The organism is Streptomyces sp. NPDC058812, from assembly GCF_042744565.1.
GTDB classification, from domain to species: domain Bacteria; phylum Actinomycetota; class Actinomycetes; order Streptomycetales; family Streptomycetaceae; genus Streptomyces; species Streptomyces thinghirensis.
On the sequence record NZ_JBHYOB010000004.1, the window covers coordinates 430,667 to 451,868 of the forward strand.

Annotated in this window: 16 protein-coding genes; 9 read left to right on the forward strand and 7 right to left on the reverse strand. The window is 71.8% G+C overall.

All coding sequences use genetic code 11. The features are described 5' to 3' along the window. Positions 1-13: 13 nt before the first annotated feature. Positions 14-1,207, reverse strand: coding sequence for an RtcB family protein (locus tag ACFW48_RS11595; RefSeq protein ID WP_386312957.1), 1,194 nt, complete (start codon positions 1,205-1,207; stop codon positions 14-16). 205 nt (positions 1,208-1,412) lie between these two features. On the opposite strand from ACFW48_RS11595, the gene ACFW48_RS11600 reads away from it, so the two are divergent. The 3 genes from ACFW48_RS11600 (at position 1,413) to ACFW48_RS11610 (ending at position 4,822) form a co-directional block, all read left to right on the forward strand. Continuing rightward, the gene (locus ACFW48_RS11600) at positions 1,413-2,288 is read left to right on the forward strand and encodes a DUF3558 domain-containing protein (RefSeq protein ID WP_386312959.1); all 876 of its coding nucleotides are present in this window, start codon (positions 1,413-1,415) and stop codon (positions 2,286-2,288) included. Positions 2,289-2,405: 117 nt separating this feature from the next. Continuing rightward, positions 2,406-3,287 carry a DUF3558 family protein gene (locus ACFW48_RS11605; RefSeq protein WP_386312962.1) on the forward strand — a complete coding sequence of 294 codons (882 nt, stop codon included), beginning with the start codon at positions 2,406-2,408 and terminating at the stop codon, positions 3,285-3,287. 89 nt (positions 3,288-3,376) lie between these two features. Beyond that, positions 3,377-4,822, forward strand: coding sequence for a DUF2637 domain-containing protein (locus ACFW48_RS11610; protein ID WP_386312964.1), 1,446 nt, complete (start codon positions 3,377-3,379; stop codon positions 4,820-4,822). 84 nt (positions 4,823-4,906) lie between these two features. Here ACFW48_RS11610 and ACFW48_RS11615 read toward each other — a convergent pair whose 3' ends face one another. Together ACFW48_RS11615 and ACFW48_RS11620 are read right to left on the reverse strand one after the other, a co-directional pair. After that, complete coding sequence (locus ACFW48_RS11615) at positions 4,907-7,120, reverse strand: trypsin-like serine protease (RefSeq protein ID WP_386312966.1); 2,214 nt, start codon at positions 7,118-7,120, stop codon at positions 4,907-4,909. A gap of 47 nt (positions 7,121-7,167) precedes the next feature. Then, positions 7,168-7,713, reverse strand: a complete 546-nt coding sequence (locus ACFW48_RS11620) for a hypothetical protein (RefSeq protein WP_386312969.1) — start codon at positions 7,711-7,713, stop codon at positions 7,168-7,170. A gap of 517 nt (positions 7,714-8,230) precedes the next feature. On the opposite strand from ACFW48_RS11620, the gene ACFW48_RS11625 reads away from it, so the two are divergent. The 3 genes from ACFW48_RS11625 (at position 8,231) to ACFW48_RS11635 (ending at position 12,711) form a co-directional block, all read left to right on the forward strand. Next, positions 8,231-11,623 (forward strand): ALF repeat-containing protein, encoded by a 3,393-nt coding sequence (locus ACFW48_RS11625; RefSeq protein WP_386312972.1) that lies wholly within the window; start codon positions 8,231-8,233, stop codon positions 11,621-11,623. A 178-nt stretch (positions 11,624-11,801) separates the two neighbouring features. Then, positions 11,802-12,182: a hypothetical protein gene (locus ACFW48_RS11630; protein ID WP_386312975.1), complete on the forward strand. Its 381-nt coding sequence runs from the start codon at positions 11,802-11,804 to the stop codon at positions 12,180-12,182. A 37-nt stretch (positions 12,183-12,219) separates the two neighbouring features. Then, on the forward strand, positions 12,220-12,711 hold the full coding sequence (locus tag ACFW48_RS11635) for a hypothetical protein (RefSeq protein ID WP_386312977.1): 492 nt from the start codon (positions 12,220-12,222) through the stop codon (positions 12,709-12,711). Between the two features lie 91 nt (positions 12,712-12,802). Here ACFW48_RS11635 and lysS read toward each other — a convergent pair whose 3' ends face one another. Further along, positions 12,803-14,545, reverse strand: a complete 1,743-nt coding sequence (gene lysS / locus ACFW48_RS11640; RefSeq protein WP_386312980.1) for a lysine--tRNA ligase — start codon at positions 14,543-14,545, stop codon at positions 12,803-12,805. Between the two features lie 168 nt (positions 14,546-14,713). Here lysS and argS point away from each other — a divergent pair, with 168 nt between their 5' ends. Beyond that, a complete protein-coding gene (argS, locus tag ACFW48_RS11645; RefSeq protein WP_386312983.1) occupies positions 14,714-16,480 on the forward strand; it encodes an arginine--tRNA ligase in 1,767 nt (588 codons plus the stop codon). A 93-nt stretch (positions 16,481-16,573) separates the two neighbouring features. Here argS and ACFW48_RS11650 read toward each other — a convergent pair whose 3' ends face one another. Continuing rightward, positions 16,574-17,026 (reverse strand): peptidoglycan-binding protein, encoded by a 453-nt coding sequence (locus tag ACFW48_RS11650; protein WP_386312985.1) that lies wholly within the window; start codon positions 17,024-17,026, stop codon positions 16,574-16,576. A gap of 300 nt (positions 17,027-17,326) precedes the next feature. Here ACFW48_RS11650 and ACFW48_RS11655 point away from each other — a divergent pair, with 300 nt between their 5' ends. Next, on the forward strand, positions 17,327-18,133 hold the full coding sequence (locus ACFW48_RS11655) for a peptidoglycan-binding protein (protein ID WP_386312986.1): 807 nt from the start codon (positions 17,327-17,329) through the stop codon (positions 18,131-18,133). Next, complete coding sequence (locus tag ACFW48_RS11660) at positions 18,130-18,993, forward strand: helix-turn-helix domain-containing protein (protein WP_386312989.1); 864 nt, start codon at positions 18,130-18,132, stop codon at positions 18,991-18,993. The genes ACFW48_RS11655 and ACFW48_RS11660 overlap by 4 nt, the downstream gene beginning before the upstream one ends. On the opposite strand, the gene ACFW48_RS11665 is transcribed toward ACFW48_RS11660, so the two are convergent. Both ACFW48_RS11665 and ACFW48_RS11670 read right to left on the reverse strand, forming a co-directional pair. Further along, positions 18,982-19,833 carry an arylamine N-acetyltransferase gene (locus ACFW48_RS11665; protein WP_386312991.1) on the reverse strand — a complete coding sequence of 284 codons (852 nt, stop codon included), beginning with the start codon at positions 19,831-19,833 and terminating at the stop codon, positions 18,982-18,984. The two genes, ACFW48_RS11660 and ACFW48_RS11665, sit on opposite strands and share 12 nt — an antisense overlap. Before the next feature lie 60 nt (positions 19,834-19,893). Then, positions 19,894-21,132, reverse strand: coding sequence for a PLP-dependent aminotransferase family protein (locus ACFW48_RS11670; RefSeq protein ID WP_386312993.1), 1,239 nt, complete (start codon positions 21,130-21,132; stop codon positions 19,894-19,896). Positions 21,133-21,202 lie beyond the last annotated feature (70 nt).

Consider the following 21,202-nt stretch of genomic DNA (forward strand, 5'->3'; position numbering starts at 1 on the left):
GGCGTCCCCGGCGTCAGCCCTTCACGCAGACGACCTGCTTCAGCTTCGCCACGACCTCCACGAGGTCGCGCTGCTGGTCGATGACCTGATCGATCGGCTTGTAGGCGCCCGGGATCTCGTCCACGACACCCGAGTCCTTGCGGCACTCCACGCCCCGCGTCTGCTCCTCCAGGTCCTTCGTGGAGAAGCGGCGCTTGGCCGCGCTCCGGCTCATACGCCGGCCGGCGCCGTGAGAGGCGGAGTTGAAGGAATCGGCGTTCCCGAGGCCCTTCACGATGTACGAACCCGTGCCCATGGAGCCGGGGATGATCCCGTAGTCCCCGGAACCCGCGCGGATCGCGCCCTTGCGGGTCACCAGCAGGTCCATGCCGTCGTACCGTTCCTCGGCCACGTAGTTGTGGTGACAGGAGATCTCCGGCTCGAAGACCGGCTTGGCCTTCTTGAACTCCCTCCGGATCACGTCCTTGAAGAGCGCCATCATGATCGTGCGGTTGTACTTCGCGTACTCCTGCGCCCAGAACAGGTCATTGCGGTACGCCGCCATCTGCGGGGTGTCCGCGACGAACACCGCGAGGTCACGGTCGACCAAGCCCTGATTGTGCGGGAGCTTCTGGGCGACGCCCATGTGGTGTTCGGCGAGTTCCTTGCCGATGTTGCGGGAGCCGGAGTGGAGCATGAGCCATACAGAACCGGACGTATCTACGCAAAATTCGCAGAAGTGGTTGCCCGATCCGAGTGACCCCATCTGCAGAGCCGCCCGCTCCCGCCGAAACCTCACCGCCTCCGCCACCCCGTCGAACCGCCCCCAGAAGTCGTCCCACCCCGCCGTCGCCAGTCCGTGGAACCGTCCCGGCTCGACGGGACTGTCATGCATCCCCCGCCCCACCGGAATCGCCTGCTCGATCTTCGAGCGCAGCCGCGACAGGTCGCCCGGGAGGTCGTTCGCCGTCAGGGACGTCTTCACCGCCGACACCCCGCAGCCGATGTCGACCCCCACCGCCGCCGGGCACACGGCGCCCCGCATCGCGATCACGGACCCGACCGTCGCACCCTTGCCGTAGTGCACGTCCGGCATGACCGCGAGGCCCTTGATCCACGGCAGGGTCGCGACGTTGCGCAGCTGCTGGAGCGCACCCTCCTCGACCGTCGCGGGGTCGGTCCACAGCCGGATCGGCACCTTCGCGCCCGGCATCTCCACGTACGACATATCGCCCTCATTCCCCCGGAAAACAAACAGAAGTCTCAAAGCGCAAAACCGGCGCCAAGGGCAGTCAAAGGGACGACCGACCGGCGTTCACGGCAGCGCGTGCGATACACATTGTCTGCAGGGGTCGCCCCCGTGCGGCAAGCGAATAACCAGCGGGGACACTGGAGTACCGACCACAGCCTCACCCGGCGAGAGGAGCCGCACCGTGCAGCGGAAGGCCTACGTACCCGGCGTCGCCGCCGTCCTGGCGGCGTTGCTGGCCGGCTGCACCGGCGGCTCGGGCGACGGCGCCACGGCGGACGACTCCAACCCGGGCCGGCCCGGTGTCGCGACCGAGGCGGCCGAGCCCGGCAAGTACCGCACCCTTCCGGAGCCGTGCGGTGCGGTCGGCGACAAGGCGCTCGGCTCGCTCCTGCCCGGCCTCGAGGAGATCGCGGACGAGGAGCAGCGGGAGAAGGCGTACGCGGGCGAGGCGACACTCGCGTACGACACCGACCGCAAGGTCGGCTGCCGTTGGAAGGTGGATTCGGCGGACGCCACCAACCACCTCTTCGTCGACTTCGAGCGTGTGGTGTCGTACGACACCTCCGTGAGCGACGACAGCGAGGCCGAGACGCTCTTCGCCAAGCAGGTGGAAGCGGCCGACCTGCCCGAACCGGTCGAGTCGGAGTCGGGGTCCGAGTCGGAGCCGGGGTCCGAGTCGGCTTCCGCGTCCGGTTCCGCGCCGGAATCCGGGTCACCGTCCGCCACCGCGCCGTCCGGCACGCCCTCCGCCTCGGCCTCCGGCTCCGCGTCGTCCGCCGCCCCCTCGTCGAGCGCGTCCGGTGCCACGCCCGCCGAACTCCAGCCCCGGCTCCTCGACGATCTGGGAGACGAGGCGTTCGTGGACGACGAGCTGAGCAGTTCCGGTTCGACGGCGAAGCGGCGCACGGTGACTGTGGCGTTCCGCACGTCCAACGTCGTGGTGACCATCGAGTACGCGGAGCAGTCGGCGACTCTCGGAGTCGTGCCGGACAGCGAGGAAATGCAGGACATGGCACGGAAACTGGCTTCCCAGCTGGCGGATTCACTGAGCGGTTGAGCCCGGTTCGGGCTCAACCGCGTCCGCGCGCGATGCACCTGAAGCAGGGTCGTGTGGTTTTCCCACCGCGTACGGTGGCCCCTCGGACCCGTTCCGACCGCAGGAACCACGAGTGCCATGAGTGAAGGAACCATGCAGCGACGAGCCCAGCGTGACCAGCGAGACCAGCGAGCGAAGCGACTCCGCCGCGCCTTTGTCGGTGCGGCCGCCGTCCCCGTGATGCTGGTGGCAGCCGGCTGCTCCTCGGACTCCGGCTCCGACGACGGCAAGGACAAGGCCGCGGACAAGACGGCCGCGTCCAAGTCCGCGAAGCCCTCCCCCACGGTCCGGGCCGCGGCGTACGGGAAGCTTCCGGAGCCGTGTTCGGTGGTGACGAAGAAGACGCTGGAAGACTTGGTGCCGAAGGCCGACTCCGGCAAGGAGGGCGCGTCCAACGACACGGCGACGCGCGCCGGTTGCTCCTGGGACAGCCTGGACGACAATGGCGTGAAGGGCTCTCAGTTCCGCTGGCTGAGCGTGTCGATGCTGCGCTTCGAGTCGGTCGCGTCTCGCGGCGAGGGCGACAAGCTGGCGCGCGACTACTACGCGAAGCAGCTGAAGGACGCCCAGGCCGTGCAGGGCGCGAAGGGCGTGAAGACCGCGCCGGTGAGCGGCACGGGCGACGAGGCGTCGGCCGTGCGCTACGACCTGAAGAAGAAGGAAGGCACCTTCAAGCAGCAGACGGTCGTGGCGCGCGTCGAGAACGTCGTCGTCACCGTCGACTACAACGGCGCGGGCCTGGCCGGCGACAAGACACCGGACGCCGACGACCTGGCCAAGGACGCGCAGAAGGCGGCCAAGGAGGCGGTGGCCGCGGTGACGAAGGCCAACACCGCCGACACCGGCGGCGGCAAGTCGGGCACCTCGTCGTCGCCGTCCAAGCCGGCGTCGGACTCGGACGCGAAGTCGCCGTCCAAGTCGTCGAAGTCCTCGTCCAAGTCGTCGTCGAAGTCGAGCTGACGGACCGTATCGACCCACCGGCCACCCGTCCCCCGCACACATGTGCCACTCTGTTGCGCGCAACAACAGGCACTGGGAGGGGAGTACGGGTGGCCGCGCCACTACAGCTGACACGGACGCATCGCGTCCTCATCGGCATGGTCGTCTTCGGTGCCGTCATCATCGCCGGGATCGGCTTCGCGGGTTCCTACGCGGCGGTGCGGGAACTGGCCCTGCAGAAGGGCTTCGGGAACTTCAGCTACGTCTTCCCGATCGGCATCGACGCGGGCATCTGCGTGCTGCTGGCCCTGGACCTGCTGCTGACCTGGATCCGCATCCCCTTCCCGCTGCTGCGGCAGACGGCCTGGCTGCTGACGGCGGCGACGATCGCGTTCAACGGCGCGGCGGCGTGGCCGGACCCGCTGGGTGTGGGCATGCACGGGGTGATCCCGATCCTGTTCGTGGTGTCGGTCGAGGCCGCCCGGCACGCGATCGGCCGGATCGCCGACATCACCGCCGACAAACACATGGAGGGTGTCCGCCTCACCCGCTGGCTGCTCTCGCCGGGTCCGACCTTCCTGCTGTGGCGCCGTATGAAGCTGTGGGAGCTGCGCTCCTACGAGCAGGTGATCAAGCTGGAGCAGGAGCGTCTGGTGTACCAGGCCCGGCTGCGCTCGCGGTTCGGGCGTGGCTGGCGCCGCAAGGCGCCCGTGGAGTCGCTGATGCCGCTGCGCCTGGCCCGCTACGGCGTGCCCCTGGCGCAGACTGCCCCGGCGGGCCTGGCTGCGGCGGGCATCGAACCGGCGCTGCTGCCGCCGGCGCCGCAGGCCGACGCGCTCGCGGACGACGGGGTCCCCACCGGGGCGGCGCACTCCCTGCGGAAGGCGGAGCCCGCCGGTGGGCAGCGCCCCGAGCTGGTCGGCGGCCGGGAGCCGGCGCCGGAGCCCGGGCGGGAGGAGGCCGCGGTGAGCCAGAACTCCGCGGTGAACCAGAACCCGGTGGGTCAAAACCTCGCGGCGGGCCAAAACCCGGTAGCGAGCCAAGACCCCGCGGCGGTTCGGAACCCGGCGGCGGACCAGGACCCCGCCGTGGACCAGAACCACAACCAGAACCAGAACCTGTGGCTGCACGCCCGGGACCCGCAGTCCGTCGAGTACCACGGCGGCTACGACCCCGCGTACGACCCGGACGAGTACGCCCGGTGGGAGGCGGAACAGCGGCAGGCCGAGCAGTACCGGCAGCAGTTCGAGGAGGAGCCGCCCGTGCGGGAGCCCTCTCCGGAGGACACCGGCAGTTTCCCCATACCGGTGGGCCCCCACCGCACCCGTGAGCTGGGGGAGGGTGGCGGCACGCCGGAGCCGCAGGGCCCGGACGAGGACGCCTACTACCAGGTCTTCAAGCAGTCGATCAACGGCAGCTACCCGACGCCCCGCGAGTTCGGCGACAACGTGGAGGCGACGTTCGGCACGCCGCTCGCCGACCCCGAGGCCAAGCGGCTGGTGAGCCGTTTCACCAACCGCCACAGCGCGGAGCTGGAGGACGAGCACATCGCCTGACCGGCGGTGAGCACGACGAAGGGGCGCCCGGTGGGTTCACCGGACGCCCCTTCGCGGTGCCGTGGTACCAGGGTCTGCCCGGCCCTAGCGGGCCGCGTAGCCGAAGGCGGTGCCGACCGGCGGGAGGCCGCCCTGCCCCGGCCGGTACACGGTGACCGGGGCGGTCGGCTCACCGAGGGTCACGTTGGACATCGGCAGCGCGTGGAGGGCGCCGGTGCTGCTCGGACCGTACGGCATGCCGACGTACAGGTGGGTGCCGGTGAAGTGGATGCTGGAACCGAGCCGCTGGTCGGCTCCGGGGGCCCCGGGGATGCCGTCGCCGTCGCCCGACTCCACCCACTTGTCGTTGGCGCCGGGCGAGCCCAGCAGCGAGAAGATGTGCACGGCGCCGGCCTTCGGCACCGAACCGAGTGCCTCGTCCGGGATGCCCACGGCCAGCTTCATGGTCGCCTCGGTGCTGACCGCCCGCGGTGCGGTGTTGATGGCCGTCACAGTGGTGCCGAAGTGGTCGCCGGCCTCGGAGGTGCCGGAGACGTCGTCGGTGCCGGTGCCGGAGGAGAGGCCGTTGAGCTGGGTGTAGGAGCCGGACGCGGTGACGCGGAAGGTGAGGACCGCGCCGGTCTCCGCCTTGCTCACGCCCTCCACGTTCAGGGCCTCACCCGGCGTGCCGACCGCGAGGATCGACCCGTCGGCGGTCGCCGAGCCCGAGGCGCGGTAGGGGGCCAGGGCCAGGGCCGCGCCGAAGCGGTCGCCGGCCTCGGCGCCGCCGGAGACCGTGTCCAGGTCCTGGTCGAGGCCGAAGAGCGGGGTGGGCCGCTTCTCGGAGTTCAGTTCGTGGGAGAAGACCGCGAGGTTGCCGGCGGCCCCGTCGCCGTTGATGCTCTCGGCGGGGGCACCGATCGCGATGTGGTTGGCGTCGGCCGCGACGGAGGCGCCGAAGCCGTCGTTCGCCTGCACGGCGCCGGGCACGTTCAGCTTGTCCTGGTGGACGGAGACGTTGGTGCCGCGGCTCACGTAGAACGCCTGGCCCGCCTTGGCGGCGCCGCTGAGGCCCTCACCGGGCGTGCCGATCACCAGGAAGGGCTCGCCGGCGGCGGAGGTGCCGGCGGCGAGGGCCGCGCCCATGAGGTCGCCGGTCTCGGGGGTGGAGGCGGAGATGGAGCCGTTGCCGGTGGCCTGCTGGAAGTTGGTGTCCTTGGTCGCTCCCGTGCCCAGGCCGCCGGGGGCGCCGTGCAGGAGGTCGACCATTCCGGCGTCGACGGCGTCGCCGAGGTTCTCGCGGGGGATGCCGACCAGAAGGTCGGTGCAGCCGTCCTGGTCGTAGTCGACGGTGGCGATGGTCTCGCCGAACTGGTCGTTGGCCTCCGAACCGCCGCCCACCCAGTCGAGGTCCTGGGAGATCTCGGCGGTGCCCTTGCCCCCGCCGTACACGATCCGGACCAGGCCCGCCTTGGCGTCGCCGCCGACGGTGGCCTGCGGGTCGGCGATGGCGATGTCCTCGGCGCCGTCGCAGTTGAAGTCGGTGATGCGGTTGGCGCCGGTCTTGGACCGCACCCAGGAGGCCAGGTCGTCGACGCGGGCGACGACTCCGCCGGTGCGGGTCTCGGTCTCGTCGATGCCGTAGCAGCCGCCCTGGTACGAGCGGCTGCCGAGGGCGACCAGCTGCGGGGTGCCGTTCACGGTGCGCACCAGGGGGCCGCCGGTGTCGCCCATGCAGGCGGCGACGCCGTCCTGGCCGGTGACCGTGGCCGTGGTCGCGTCGGCCGCGTCCACCGAGAAGGTGCCGGTGTGCAGGTTGAGCGGTGCCCACTCGGTCGTGGAGCGGCCGTAACCGGCGAGTGTGAGCTCCTCGCCCGCGGTCGGCGCGGTGGCGGCCAGACCGATCGGGGCGACGCCGGTGACCGGGCGGTTCAGCCGGGCCAGGACCACGTCCCGGTCGGTGCGGGGCACGAGTTCCACGATGTCGCGGACCGCGCCGCCGGTGCCGGTGAGGTTCGAGCGGCCGATGGTGGCGGTGGTCTTCAGCGCCGGCTTCCCGGAGGGCACCGCGAGGCTCTCGGCGGGGTTCTCGGCGAAGCAACTGGCCGCGGTGAGCAGCCATTCGGTGTCGACCAGGACGCCGGAGCAGCCGCGGTCGTGGTCGCCGACGATGACCTGGGCGGCGTAGGCGCGGGTGGTGTCGGAGTCGGGAACGGCGGGGCCCGTCACGGCGGCGGCGGGTACGGCGGTCAGCGCGATCGGCCCGGCGATCAGCGAGGCGGCCAGTGCGGCGAGGCGCACGGGTCTGGTATGCGACATGTGTCTGTTCCTTGGTGGCAGATCCGGCAGGTTGGGTCGGCTGGTCGCTACTTGGAGGTCCTGATCTCCACCAGCATGTGCGGGCGCCCCTGTTCGTCGGCGCTCTCGCCCACTGCCTTCCAGGAGTTGGCGGGGACGTCGAAGGACTTCTCCTCGTCACCGACGGTCATGTCGACCTCGGTCTCGTACTCGTTCGCCTTCACGCCGTAGACCGACGGAATCTCCATCGTCAGCCAGCCGCTGGCGCCGGTGACCTCGAAGCAGACACTCGACGCCTGCCGGGAGTAGATCTCCAACTGGCCGGTGCCGGAGGCGCACTCGGCGAGGACGATGTGGCCGTCACCGCGCTTGAGGAGGATGCCCTGCTCCTCGAGGACCTTGTCCGCCTGCGGGTAGGCGAAGTTCTCGACGGCGTATCCCGGTGCTTCTTCGGCGACCGCCCGCGTCGCGGCGGTGTCCCCCTTTTCGGAGGCCCCCGCGCCGCCTGCGGCGACGAGCCAGGCCAGCGCGCCCGCCGCGGCGGCGGCAGCGGCCGTCCGCGCTATGAGGCGCCCGGTTCCGGACGCGATTCTGCTACGTGCCTTTGCCTTCATGACAGTCCTTGTGGTCGATTCGAACCGTATATCCGGAACATGTTCAAAAAAGGGCGGGAAGGACACAGAGTCAGATATCGCTCAACACTTGAAGCACATCCCCCGCGAACAGGGCGAGCACTCACGCCGCACCCCCACCCCCATTGACCTGCTGCATGGAAGTCGTCACTTCGACGTTTGTCCAACGGTCCAATCGACATAAATGGGTTACCCGGCTCGGATCGGACGTGACGTACACCACTCGCGAAAAGGTTGTACGGGCCACCGTGAAGGAAGCGTGAATGCTCTATAAATCCCTCATAACCCCTTGTCATTCCTTCGAAGAATTCGCGCTCGATCGCTTACCCTTCCCGAAATTTTCATCTTCTGGCCAACCAATGGCGAATTCGTGTTGTCCGGGTAATGTTCCGGTCCGTACCCGCAATCAGATGACGGCCCTTCACCGCCCGCCGACCGGCGGGGGGTCGGGCCGTCGCATCCGTAGCTGCACCGTCGTATCCCGGGAAGGATGCTCACTTTGTCAGCGTCACTGTGGAGCAGACGCCGCATACTCACGACCGCCGCCGGGGCGGCGGCGGCCGTTCCCGCCCTGCCGGCCATCGCCACCCTGACCGCCACACCCGCCCGGGCCGCCGGGACGGACACCGACGTGTCGGACACCGGGCTGCCCGACACGGACCGGGGCAAGGCGGTCTGGCAGTACAAGATCGGCGGCACCGCGGTCCGCGAGGCCGCCGCCGCGGCCCTGGTCGGCTCCTCGACCGCCGTGTCCACCTTCCTCACCGGTGAACTCCCGGTGGCGCAGGCGGAGGACAACCGCTTCGCCGTTCTCACGGGCCTGCCCCACGCGGGCAAGTCCACGCAGGAATCGGCCCAGGCCGCCCTGACCGCCGGCGACGAGGCCATCGCCACCTACCTGAGCACCGGCTACGCCGAGCCCGTCACCACGGACCTGCGCGTCGCGGTGCTCACCGTGCTGAACAACAGCGGACCGGGCGTCAGGCGCGAGGCCACCAAGGCTCTGGACCTGGGCACCACGAAGGCTCTGCGCACGTTCCTGGACGACACCCAGTACACGGCGCGGGCGGAGGACGAGCGGGTCGAGCTCTTCACGATCCTCAACACCGCCTCCCCCGAGGTGAAGAAGTACGCCGAGCAGGCTCTGAGCGACGGGTCGGCCGCGGCCGTCCACCAGTTCCTCGTCTCGGGCCAGTTCATCGCCCGGGCCCGCGACGAGGAGGCCGCGACGATCGACCAGCTGGTCGCCGTCGTCGAGCGGGAGGGCAAGCAGGCGAAGCTCAAGACCGAGCAGGCGGTGGCCGCCTCCGACCACGCCAAGAAGGCGGCGGAGGAGGCGAAGGCCGCCGCGCTGAAGGCGGCCGAGGAGGCGCGGGCCGCCAAGGAGGACGTCCGCAAGTCGGCCCGGGCCGCGAACGACGCCGCGAACGCCGCCCGCGGCGCCGCCTCGGCCGCGAACACGGCGATCTCCGCCTCCCGCACCGCGCAGGCGGCGTCCGCCCGCGCCGCCCGCGCCGCGCAGGCCGCCGCCGCTGCCGCCGCCGCTGCCGGCAACGCCGCTTCCCGCGCCTACGGTGCCGCCATCGCCGCGTCCAAGGACGCGAACAAGGCGGACGCCGCCCGCCGCGCCGCCGAGGGCGCCACCCGTGCCGCCGACCGGGCGCGTACCGCCGCGAAGGCCGCCGACCAGGCCGCGATCGCCTCCCAGCAGGCGTCGGCGGCCGGTTCCGCCGCCGCCGGCGCCGCCCAGAACGCCGCCGCGGCCGCCAACGCCGCCGCCGACGCCGCCGCCTCGGCGGGCGTGGCCCAGTCCCAGGCCGCCAAGGCCCGGCAGGCCGCCGCCGAGGCGAACGCCGCAGCCGCGAGGGCCACCCGCGCCGCCGGCACCGCCCAGACCCTCGCCAACCGGGCCGCCGCCGCGGCGCGCGTGGCACGCGACGCCGCGAACAGCGCCGCCGACCACGCCGACAAGGCGGCCGCCGCCGCGAACGAGGCGGCCGACGCCGCCGGCGAGGCCGTCGAGTACGCCAAGCGGTCCACCGCCTACGCGGAGGCGGCGGTCGAGGCGGCCACGACGGCCGCCGACGCCGTCAAGGAGGCCCAGGAGGTGGAGGCCGCGGCGCGCGCCGCGGAAACGGCCCGCATCGCCCAGGACACCGAACTCGGCGTCGAGGAGGCCCGCCTGAGGGCGAAGGCCGAGACCGACGACGCCGCCCGGGCCGAGAACCAGCGCACCCAGGCGGACAAGACCAGCACGGAGATCAAGGACCTCATCGCCGCGGCCGAGACGGCACTGAAGGGCGGGGACACCGCCAAGGCCGTCATCGAGGGCCGCAAGGCCGCCGTCCAGCTTCTGAACGCCACCGGCAGCTGGACGCGGGAGGCCGCCGAGTTCGCCCTCTCCGGGGCGGACGAGGACGTCGTCAACTGGATCGACACCGACCGCCTCCTCGCCCAGCGGCAGGACGACCGCGAGACGGTCCTGACCATCGCCCAGGCGGCCAAGCCCGCGGTCGCCGAGGCCGCGCACCTGGCGCTGGCCAGTGAGGACCCGGACGCCGCGGGCGACTTCCTCGCCACCGGCGTCATCGAGGCGGCGGCCACCGACAACCGCGTCACCGTGTTCTCGATCCTGAACGAGGACCCGGGCAAGGCCGTCAAGGCGAAGGCCGAGGCGGCGCTGAACGACGGCAGCGCCCTGGCCCTGCACCGCTTCCTCAACGTGGAACTGGCTGAGGCGGTCAAGCAGGACGACCAGGTCGAGATCTTCCGTCTCCTCGACTCCGGCGGCCCCTACATGAAGTCGGCCGCGCAGATCGTCCTCGAGGGCTCCGCCCGTATGCGGCGGTACTTCGTCGCCCGCGACAAGTACAACGTCGCCCGCCTCGACCAGGACCACGCCACCCACGTCGCCGCCATCCGCGCGGCCATCGCACACGCCGCGAAGGTGGCCGCGCAGGCCCTCGCGGACGCCGCGCTCGCCTCCAAGGCGGCGGCCGAGGCCCGGCAGGCCGCGTCGGAGGCGACGGAGTGGGCGGAGAAGGCCAAGGGATACGCCTCGGACGCCTCCGAATCCGCCATCGAGGCGAAGGCGAACGCGGACGCCGCCGACCAGTCCGCGGCCGACGCCGCCAAGTCCGCCGCCAGCGCCAAGCAGGCGGCCTCGGTGGCCCGCGGCGCGGCCCGGACGGCGAACTACTCGATGCGGCAGGCGTCGGCGTCCGCCCGGCAGGCGGTCTCGTACGCGGCGGAAGCGCAGGCGTCCGCGGCCAGCGCCCGGGCCTCGGCGATCGAAGCCGGAAAGGACGAGCAGGCCGCCGCCGCGGCAGCCAGCGAGGCACGTTCCATCGTGGCCGCGAAGCGGCGGGCCGAGGCCGCCGAAGCCGCGCGCCAGGCCGCCGAGAAGGCGAGGCAGGACGAGGAGAACGGGACCAACCCCTCCCAGAACTCCGACGAGGACAAGCCCTGGTACTGGGACTGGGAGCTGTGGCCGGAGGACATCGGCTCCGCCAAGCAGTGGGCGAAGGTCACCGGGCACTGGAGCGCGATCGTCGGCACGGCCGGCGTCGTACTGGGCGTGGGCGCCCTGCTGTTCCCGCCCGCCGCCCCGGCCCTGCTGGCGGCCGCCGGCGCGGTCGGCCTGGTCTCCTGGGGCCTCCAGGGAGCGAGCGCCCTGCTGCACGGCATCGCCGACAACTGGCAGGGCAGCGACTTCCACAGCGCGCTCGGCATGTTCGCGGTCGGCGGGATCTTCCTGGGCAAGGGCGCGCTGCTCAGCAAGTTCGGCGGCGTCGACGACGCACTGCGCCCCGTGGCCGAGGAGGTCGGTTCCAAGATCTCCAGTGTGGTGGGGGACTCGGTGACCACGGTCGTCGGCTGGCTCACCTGGTAGAAAGGCAGCGCACACCGGCGGGGCGGAACGGGGCGTTCCCCTGTTCCGCCTCGCCCCGCACGGAGAAGCACGGAGCGGTCGGGAGGACCGCCTGCACAGAGGACCGCCTGGCACAGAAGACCGCCTGGCACAGAGGGTCCGCAGGCAACAGAGGACCGCAGGCAACAGAGGAGGTCTCATGCTGACACCCGATATGTCGGTCACCCAGTGGTGGGTGTTCGCCATCGTCTCCGGTGTCGCCCTCGCGTTGGCCGCGCAGTCCCTGGCCGCCACGACCGCACAGCGGATCTCCTCCGTGCTCGTCCCGCTGGCGGGTGCCGTCGCCGTCGTCGGGCAGTCCGCGGCCCGCGGCTACGAGGGGAAGCAACCTCTCTTCCTGTTCACCCTGGTCGCCCTCGTCCTGGTGATCCTCCGGCTGGTCTACGGCAGGTACCTGGCACGCCAGATGGCTCTGTACCGCGCGGGCGAGCCCGCGGACGAGGTGACGAAGAAACAACTTGCCGTCTTCTTGCTCGCCTTCGTCGCCACGGCCGTCCTGGTGGCCTTCCTCATCGGCTGAGCGATGACGGACCCTTTCGACAACTGAGGAGACCGCGGTGGTTCTGCCCCTCTGGGTGTTCGCCCTCCTGGTGTCCGATCTCGTGCTCACCTGCGTGTTGATGCGGTGGCTGCCGCAGCGGCGGGAGCGGTGGGTGGCGGCGGTCACCCTGCCGGTACTCGCGGTGCTGGCGCTGCTCCTCCGGTTCGGCGCCCAGGTGTCGTGGACGGCCGCGTTCGCCGCGTGCACCGGGTTCGTGTGGGGGACCGTCGCGGCGCTGCTGCCGTTCCGCGGCTGGGTCTCGTCGTGGACGCTCCCGGTGCACGGCGACGCGCGTCTGCGGTGGCCGGAAGCGGGACTGGTGCTGCTGGGCTCGCTGACCCCGCTGTCCACGAAGCGGACGGACGCGGCGCAGCGCAAGGCGTTCACGGCACGCGAGGTGGAACGGGACCGGGGGCGGTTCCCCCGGTCGATGGGCCTGGCGCTCTTCCTGCTGCCGGCACTGGCCGCGGTGGGCTCGGGGTGGGCGGCCGGCACGCCGTCACCGTGACACCGCTCCGCCGCGTCCCCTCCTCCGCGTGGCGACGGGGGCGCCCGGCCGAAGCCGGACGCCCCCGTCGCCGTATCCGTCGGAGCGGGTCCTACTCCCCGAGCAGGGCCCGCACCCGCTCCTGGCCCACCGCCAGCAGCAGCGTGGGCAGGCGCGGGCCGGTGTCACGGCCGACGAGCAGGTGGTAGAGCAGCGCGAAGAAGGACCGCTGGGCGGTCTTGATCTCCGGCGGCAGTTCCTTGGGGGTGGCGTCGGCTGAGAAGCCGGCCTGGACCTTGGGCACGCCGTAGACGAGGTGGGTGAGCCCGTCCAGCGACCAGTGGTCGGCGAGCCCGTCGAGCAGCAGCCGCAGCGAGGCCCGGTCCCGTTCGTCGAGGGACTTCAGCAGCTCGGCGTCCGGCTCGGCGCGCACGATGGTGCGCTGGTCGGCGGGGACGTGGGTGTTGATCCACGCCTCGGCCTTGTCGTACCGCGGCCGGGCCTCCTCCAGCGCCCCCAGCGGGTTGGCCGGGTCCAGCTCGCTGAGGATGCGCAGTGCCTGGTCCTCGTGTCCGGCGGTGATGTCGGCCACGGAGGCGAGCGTGCGGTACGGCAGCGGCCGGGGCGTCCTCGGCAGCTCACCGGCGGCCGTGCGGACGGCGCGCGAGTGGGCGGCGATGTCGGCGGGCAGGGCGCTGCCGTCGGCCACCTTGGCGTCGAGGCGGTCCCACTCGTCGTACAGGCGCTGGATCTCCTGGTCGAAGGCGATCTTGAAGGACTGGTTGGGCCTGCGGCGGGCGTACAGCCAGCGCAGCAGCTGCGGCTCCATGATCTCCAGCGCGTCGGCCGGGGTGGGCACCCCGCCCTTCGACGAGGACATCTTGGCCATGCCGCTGATGCCGACGAAGGCGTACATCGGCCCGATGGGCTGCTCGCCGTCGAAGATGCCGACGATCTGCCCGCCGACCTGGAACGACGACCCGGGAGACGAGTGGTCCACGCCGCTGGGCTCGAAGACGACCCCCTCGTAGGCCCAGCGCATCGGCCAGTCGACCTTCCAGACCAGCTTGCCGCGGTTGAACTCGCTGAGCCGGACCGTCTCGGAGAAGCCGCAGGCGGTGCAGGCGTAGGTCAGCTCGGTCGAGTCGTCGTCGTACGCGGTGACCGTGGTCAGGTCCTTCTCGCAGTTGCCGCAGTACGGCTTGTACGGGAAGTACCCGGCGGCCGAGCCCGAGCCGTCGTCCTCGGCCGCGGCGCCGGAACCCTCGGCGGCCTCCAGCTCGGCCTCGTCGACGGGCTTCTGCGACTTCTTGCCGGCCGTCTTCGGCTTGGTCCGGTACTGGGCGAGGATCGCGTCGATGTCCCGCCGGTGCTTCATGGCGTGCAGGATCTGCTCGCGGTAGACACCGGAGGTGTACTGCGCCGTCTGGCTGATCCCGTCGAACTCCACGCCCATCTCGGCGAGCGAGGTGGTCATAGCGGCCTTGAAGTGCTCGGCCCAGTTCGGGTGCGCAGAGCCCTTGGGGGCCGGGACGGAGGTCAGCGGCTTGCCGATGTGCTCGGCCCACGAGTCGTCGACCCCGGAGATGCCGGCCGGCACCTTGCGGTAGCGGTCGTAGTCGTCCCAGGAGATGAGGTGCCGCACCTGGTGGCCCCGGCGGCGCACCTCGTCGGCGACCAGGTGCGGGGTCATGACCTCGCGCAGGTTGCCCAGGTGGATGGGACCGGACGGCGACAGTCCGGACGCGACGACGACGGGTTTGCCCGGGGCACGGCGCTCCGACTCGGCGATGACCTCGTCCGCGAAACGGGAGACCCAGTCGGTGGTCTCTGTGCTCTGAGCCACGATCGGCACGTCCTCTTCCCTGAAAGTTCTGCTGAGCAGCCGGACGGTCGCACGGCTGACCGCTCCATTCTCCCAGCCCGGCCCGCATCCGCGAAAACCGCTTTTCACCGCGTGGGATACTCGGTTCCTGTAGCTAGCGTCACTCCCGGAACCCCGAGCAGAACGGCGAACCACTCCATGGCCTCGGTCACGTCCCTCAGCGACTCCGTCCAGCAGCACCTCGCGTCCGCGCTCACGGCCACTCGGCCGGAGGCCACCGGCGCGGACCCGCTGCTGCGACGAAGCGACCGGGCGGACTACCAGGCCAACGGCATCCTCGCCCTGGCCAAGAAGGCGAAGGCGAACCCGCGGGAGCTGGCGACCGAGGTCGTCTCGCACATCGTCACCGGCGACCTGATCAAGGACGTGGAGGTCTCCGGGCCCGGCTTCCTGAACATCACGATCGGCGACCGGGCGATCACCGGGAACCTCGCCGCGCGGTACGCGGACGACACCGGCCGCCTCGGCGTCCCGCACGCCGAGCACCCCGGCACGACGGTGATCGACTACGCCCAGCCGAACGTGGCGAAGGAGATGCACGTCGGCCACCTGCGCTCCGCGGTGATCGGCGACTCGGTCGCCCAGCTGCTGGAGTTCACCGGCGAGAGCGTCGTGCGCCGGCACCACATCGGCGACTGGGGCACCCAGTTCGGCATGCTCATCCAGTACCTGGAGGAGCACCCGCACGAGCTGGACCACGAGGCCGGCGAGGTGAGCGGCGAGGAGGCGATGTCCAACCTCGACCGCCTCTACAAGGCCGCGCGCAGGCACTTCGACTCCGACGAGGAGTTCAAGACACGGGCGCGGCGCCGGGTGGTCGACCTCCAGGCAGGGGACCCGAAGACACTCGCCGCGTGGCAGAAGTTCGTCGACGAGTCGAAGATCTACTTCTTCTCCGTCTTCGAGAAGCTGGACATGGAGATCCGCGACCCCGACATCGTCGGCGAGTCCGGCTACAACGACATGCTGGCCGAGACCTGCCGGATGCTGGAGGAGTCGGGCGTCGCCGTCCGCTCCGAGGGTGCGCTGTGCGTCTTCTTCGAGGACGTCAAGGGCCCGGACGGCAACCAGGTCCCGTTGATCGTGCAGAAGTCGGACGGCGGCTACGGCTACGCGGCCACCGACCTCTCCGCGATCCGCGACCGCGTCTTCAACCTGAAGGCGGACACGCTGCTGTACGTGGTCGACGCCCGCCAGTCCCTGCACTTCAAGATGGTCTTCGAGACCGCCCGCCGGGCCGGCTGGCTGAACGACGAGGTGACGGCGCAGCAGTTGGCCTTCGGCACGGTCCTCGGCAAGGACGGCAAGCCGTTCAAGACCCGTGCGGGCGAGACGGTCCGCCTGGTCGACCTCCTCGACGAGGCGATCGACCGCGCGTCCGCCGTCGTCCGGGAGAAGGCGCAGGACCTGTCCGAGCAGGAGATCGCCGAGCGGGGCACCCAGGTGGGCATCGGCGCGGTGAAGTACGCGGACCTGTCGACGTCGGCGAACCGGGACTACAAGTTCGACCTGGACCAGATGGTCTCGCTGAACGGCGACACGTCCGTCTACCTCCAGTACGCCTACGCCCGGATCCAGTCGATCCTGCGCAAGGCCGGCGACGTACGCCCCGGGGCCCACCCGGAGCTGGAGCTGCACGAGGCGGAGCGTGCCCTCGGCCTGCACCTCGACGCCTTCGCGGAGACGGTGGCGGAGGCGGCCCGCGAGTACGCCCCGCACAAGCTGACGGCGTATCTCTACCAGCTGGCGTCCCTGTTCACGTCGTTCTACGACAAGTGCCCGGTGATCAAGCCGGCGCCGCCGCGGGACGTGGCGGAGAACCGCCTGTTCCTGTCCGACGTCACGGCCCGCACCCTGCACCAGGGCATGGCTCTGCTGGGTATCCGGACGCCCGAGCGGCTCTGACGCCGTCCCCCTCGGCGCACGGCACGCGGCCCGTCCTCTCCCCCGTGGGAGGACGGGCCGCGGCGTGTACGGGTGGTGTGGTCGGGCAAGTGCTCAGGTGGGGTTGCCGTTGGCGAACCGCTTGAACGCGGCCTTGGTTCCCGAACCGGCGATACCGTCGATCGCGCCCTTGTAGCCCCAGTGCTCCTTGAGCAGACGCTGCAGCGCCTTCACCGTGTTCGGCCCGACGACCCCGTCGATCGAGTCCCGGTAGCCCCAGTACTTCGTGAGGCCGCGCTGGAACGCCTTCCAGCTGTTGGTGCCCAGCTGTCCGTCCCGCGCACCGGTGTAGCCCCAGTACCGCTTCAGCCAGTCCTGGACCTTCTTGGCCTCCGCGGTGCTCAGGCCGAGGTTGTTCACCGCGAGCGGGGCGACGGCCTGGGCGCTCACCGCCTCCTGCTGGGCCGGCGCGGGCGCCGCCATCGCGGTGCCCGCGGTGGCCAGGCCGCCCGCGGCGATCCCGACGGCGGTGGTGACACCGACGAGTGTCTTCGTGAGAGCTCGCATGCTGTTCCCCTCCGAATTGCTTGCGACGGTCGGGCCGACCGCACCGGCCGGCTCCGCGACAAGACTGCGGCCCCGGCGACACGAGTCTCCACAGTTGCCGCAGAACTGACGCACCCACGGGACGTCCCACCCCCTGACCTGCGGGGACGCCGTCCGCGGAGTCGGTGCCGCGGGACGGCTGTGGCGGCGGCCGATTCCGTACGGGTACGGAACCGCCGTCCGGTTTGCGGCGTGGTCACTGATGCAGAATGAGATCGAGGGGGACCTGGACCAGCGAGCCCGGACGCGTGTGGGGGGAACATGTCGCGTTGGAAAGAGCTGCCCACCGAACTGCACCCGCACGTTCGCCAGTTGGTGGTGCGCTTACGCAGGCTGAAGGACCACGGCGGCCTGAGCATGCGGCAACTGGCCGCGAAGACCGGATACAGCGCGAAGTCGTGGGAGCGGTATCTGAACGGCAGATCGCTGCCGCCCCGGGAGGCCGTCGAGGCGATGGCCCGCGTCGCCGGTGACGATCCGGCCCGGCTGCTGGCGCTGCACGAGGTCGCCGCCGAACGGTGGGGGCGGACACGCGGCGCCGCGCCCGCCGAGTCCGCGAGCACCCCGGACGCGCCGGGCCCCGAGCGCAAGGAGGAGCGGCCGACCGGGCGGTCGCAGCGCGTCGCGGTCGTGGCGGGGACGGTGACCCTGGTGCTGGCCGTGGCGGCGGCTCTCGTGCTCACCGTCCGGTTCACCGGCACCTCCGGTTCCGGCGACGGTGACCGCGGCGCCAGTGCGACGGCGGCGTCCCCCGCCCCGACCGCCGCGTCGGCGTCCCGGTCACCGGCGACGTACACCTGCCGGGTGGAACGGACCGACGGCCGCTGGTACGCGGGCAACAGCCGCACCCAGGACGCCATCCTGGCGTACGGTCACGCCGGGCCGGAGGTGGCCGAGGCGCAGTGTCTGCTGCGCCGGGCGGGCCTCTCGCCGGGGGAGGTCGACGGAATCTACGGTCCGCTGACGCAGCGCGCGGTCAAGCGGGTCCAGAAGCGGGGCGGGCTGGTCGTGGACGGCATCATCGGCCCGCACACCTGGAAGGCGCTGCGGGAGATGACCCCGACGTGACGCCGGCGCGCACCCGGCTGACCACGGCGCTGCGGGAGTTGCGGACGCGTACGGGGCTGAGCCTGGCGGGGCTGGCGGAGCGCACGGCGTACAGCAAGTCGTCGTGGGAGCGCTATCTCAACGGCAGGACCATGCCGCCGCGCCAGGCCGTGCACGACCTGTGCCGGCTCGCCCGGGAACCGGACGGGCGGCTGCTGGCGCTGTGGGAGATCGCGGAGTCGGAGTGGAGCGGACGCGCGGGGGAACCCGCGGTCCCCGTCCCTGCCCCACCCGAACCACAACCACAACCACAACGGCAGGAGGCGACACCGCCGAGCGGGGCCGGGCGGCCGACCCGCGGCCGGGGCCGACTCGTGGCGGTGCTCGTGTCGGTCTGCGCCGTGACCGTCGGCGGCGTCACGTCGGCGCTCCTCCTGCTCCCGCACCGCGAGGGCGACCCCCGTCCGTCCTCCTCCCCGTCCGTCGCCGGCCCCCGCTGCCGAGGCACCGCCTGCGAGGGCCAGGACCCGATGCACATGGTCTGCGGCGGCGGCCCCGACACCCTCACCACGCACCGCACCACCACGGGGGCCCGGGTCGAGGTGCGCTACAGCGAGAAGTGCGGGGCCAGTTGGGCCCGTATGTGGGGCACGCACGTCGGCGACCGGCTGGAGATGACGGCGGGCGGCCCGACCCGCCGCGTGGAGATCGAGGACGACGTCGACGCGGAATCCTACGTCTACACCGCCATGACGGAGACCCGCCCCGGAGCCGTGGTCCGGACCTGCTTCCGGCCGGCGGCGTCCGGCGGCGGTGAACGGGAGTGCGTGGACGCGCGCGTGCAGCCGTCCGGCACACCCCGGCCGCCCTCACCCCAGTAGCGTCAGGCCCTCGGGCACGTCGATGCCGAAGTCCTCCGCCAGCACCCGGCGGGCCTCGGCCTCGTCCGTCAGCTTCCGCTCGGTGACCGTGCCGTCGTCGCGGGTCTCCGTGACGCGGTCGCCGTCGAGCAGCACGTGCCGGTCCGGCGTGAGGCGCTGTACGTACGGGCGCCGGGAGAACGGAGAGCGCGGGTTCGTGGCGATGTGCCAGTTGATCATCTCGTAGTCGGAGCGCTCGAAGGGCTCCAGGGTGAAGGCGTACTGGGCCTCCCAACCTCCCGTGGCCTCCTGCCGGTACGCCTCCAGTACCCACATCTCCAGCGGCCCGCGGTGCGGTACGTGCACCAGCCGGTGCCGGCGGCCGGCGTCGTGGAACTCCGTGTCCGCCGTCAGCGGCACCGGCTCCAGCAAGGAACCGATGGCTCCGAAACCGACGTCGGCCAGGTACGGCCGCGGGTCGCCGGGGATCTCGACCAGGAGGGCCATGTGGGTGCGCGGGCGGTCCTCGAAGCGGTCCGCACCGACGACGACCCGGGCGGTCAGCCGGGTCACCCGGAACCCCAGCGCCTCCAGGGCCGCCGCGAACAGCGTGTTGTGCTCGTAGCAGTAGCCGCCGCGCCGACGGCCGTGGACCAGCTTGGCCGTCAGGTCGGCGAGTTCGAGGGAGGGTGCCGTGCCGGCGAGGGCGTCGAGGTTCTCGAACGGGACAGCTCTCAGGTGGGCGAGCTGTATGCCGCTCAACGTGTCCGCGTCGGCGGCGAGCCGCTTCCCCTCCCACCCGATCCGGTCGAGGTAGGCGTCGAGGTCGAAGTCGGTCGTCGTCCGTGCTCTGTCAGGCATGGCCTCACCGTATGCGCGGCTGCGGCGCCCACGCCTCGGCTTTTGGTCCTAGGCCGGGGCCTACGCCTCCCGCGACGCCTCCCGCCCTGCCTCCCGCAGTCCCTCCCCCAGCCGCCGCAGTCCCTCCGCGATCTCGTCCGGCGTCTGCGTGACGAAGCACAGCCGCAGCGTGGCGCGGTCCGGCTCACCGGCGTGGAAGGGGGCGCCGGGGACGTACGCGACGTCGTGCCGGACCACCTCGGGGAGCAGGGCGGTGGTGTCGTACCGCTCCGGAAGGCGCGCCCACAGGAACATGCCTCCCTCCGGACGGGTCCACGCCGACCCCGCCGGGAGCGCGTCCGCCAGCCCGGCGAGCATGGCGTCCCGGCGTGCGCCGTAGGCGGCGGCGACCCGCGCGACGTGGGCGTCCAGGTCCCGGTCGGCCAGGTACCGGGCGGCGGCAAGCTGGTTGACCGTCGGGGTGTGCAGGTCGGCGGCCTGCTTGGCCACCGCGCAGGCCCGGCGCAGTTCGGCGGGCGCCCGCAGCCAGCCGAGGCGCAGGCCGGGCGCCATGACCTTGGAGAAGGACCCCAGCAGCACGGTCCGGTCCCGGGCGCCGCCGTACGACGCGATCCACGGCACCCGCTCGCCTTCGAAGCGCAGCTCGCCGTACGGGTCGTCCTCGACGATCCACAGTCCGCGCCGGACGGCGACCTCGGCCACGGCGGCACGGCGGGCGGCGGGCATGGTGCGGCCGGTGGGGTTCTGGAAGGTGGGGACGGTGTAGAGCAGCTTGGGGCACTCGCGCAGCACCAGCTCCTCCAGCGCCTCGGGGTCGATCCCGTCCTCGTCCCCGGGCACGGCGACGACCCGGGCGCCCGCGAAGCCGAAGGCCTGGAGCGCGGCCAGGTAGCAGGGGCTCTCGACGAGGACGGTGTCGCCGGGTTCGAGCAGGGCGGTGGCGAGGAGCGACAGCGCCTGCTGCGAGCCGGTGGTGACGAGGATGTCGTCGGCGTCGGTGTCCAGTCCGCGCGCGGAGGTGCGGGCGGCGAGCACGGCCCGCAGGACGGGCTCGCCCTCGGTGGTGGAGTACTGCAGCGCCCGCGCGGGCGCCTCGGTGAGGACGGCCCGGTACGCGGCGGCGATGCCCTCCGCGTCGAACAGCTCCGGGGCCGGCAGCCCGCCGGCGAAGTTGATCACTTCGGGGCGGGCGGTGACGGCGAGGATGTCCCGTACGGGCGAACCGCCGATCGACCGGGCCCGCGCGGCGAAGGGCGGCAGGGAGGCGGACGGGGCGGACGCGTTCTCAGTCACGGTCATGCCCGCACCCTAGGGAAGTACGTGCCGCCTACAGGCGACTTTCCGCGATCCGGACACCCGTGCGACCGCC

Bases quoted from the DNA above. Each gene is read 5' to 3' on its own strand.
- ACFW48_RS11595 (WP_386312957.1), bottom strand. From the start codon at position 1,207: ATGTCGTACGTGGAGATGCCGGGCGCGAAGGTGCCGATCCGGCTGTGG.
- ACFW48_RS11605 (WP_386312962.1), top strand. From the start codon at position 2,406: ATGAGTGAAGGAACCATGCAGCGACGAGCCCAGCGTGACCAGCGAGAC.
- ACFW48_RS11615 (WP_386312966.1), bottom strand. From the start codon at position 7,120: ATGTCGCATACCAGACCCGTGCGCCTCGCCGCACTGGCCGCCTCGCTG.
- ACFW48_RS11620 (WP_386312969.1), bottom strand. From the start codon at position 7,713: ATGAAGGCAAAGGCACGTAGCAGAATCGCGTCCGGAACCGGGCGCCTC.
- ACFW48_RS11630 (WP_386312975.1), top strand. From the start codon at position 11,802: ATGCTGACACCCGATATGTCGGTCACCCAGTGGTGGGTGTTCGCCATC.
- argS (WP_386312983.1), top strand. From the start codon at position 14,714: ATGGCCTCGGTCACGTCCCTCAGCGACTCCGTCCAGCAGCACCTCGCG.
- ACFW48_RS11650 (WP_386312985.1), bottom strand. From the start codon at position 17,026: ATGCGAGCTCTCACGAAGACACTCGTCGGTGTCACCACCGCCGTCGGG.
- ACFW48_RS11655 (WP_386312986.1), top strand. From the start codon at position 17,327: ATGTCGCGTTGGAAAGAGCTGCCCACCGAACTGCACCCGCACGTTCGC.
- ACFW48_RS11665 (WP_386312991.1), bottom strand. From the start codon at position 19,833: ATGCCTGACAGAGCACGGACGACGACCGACTTCGACCTCGACGCCTAC.
- ACFW48_RS11670 (WP_386312993.1), bottom strand. From the start codon at position 21,132: ATGACCGTGACTGAGAACGCGTCCGCCCCGTCCGCCTCCCTGCCGCCC.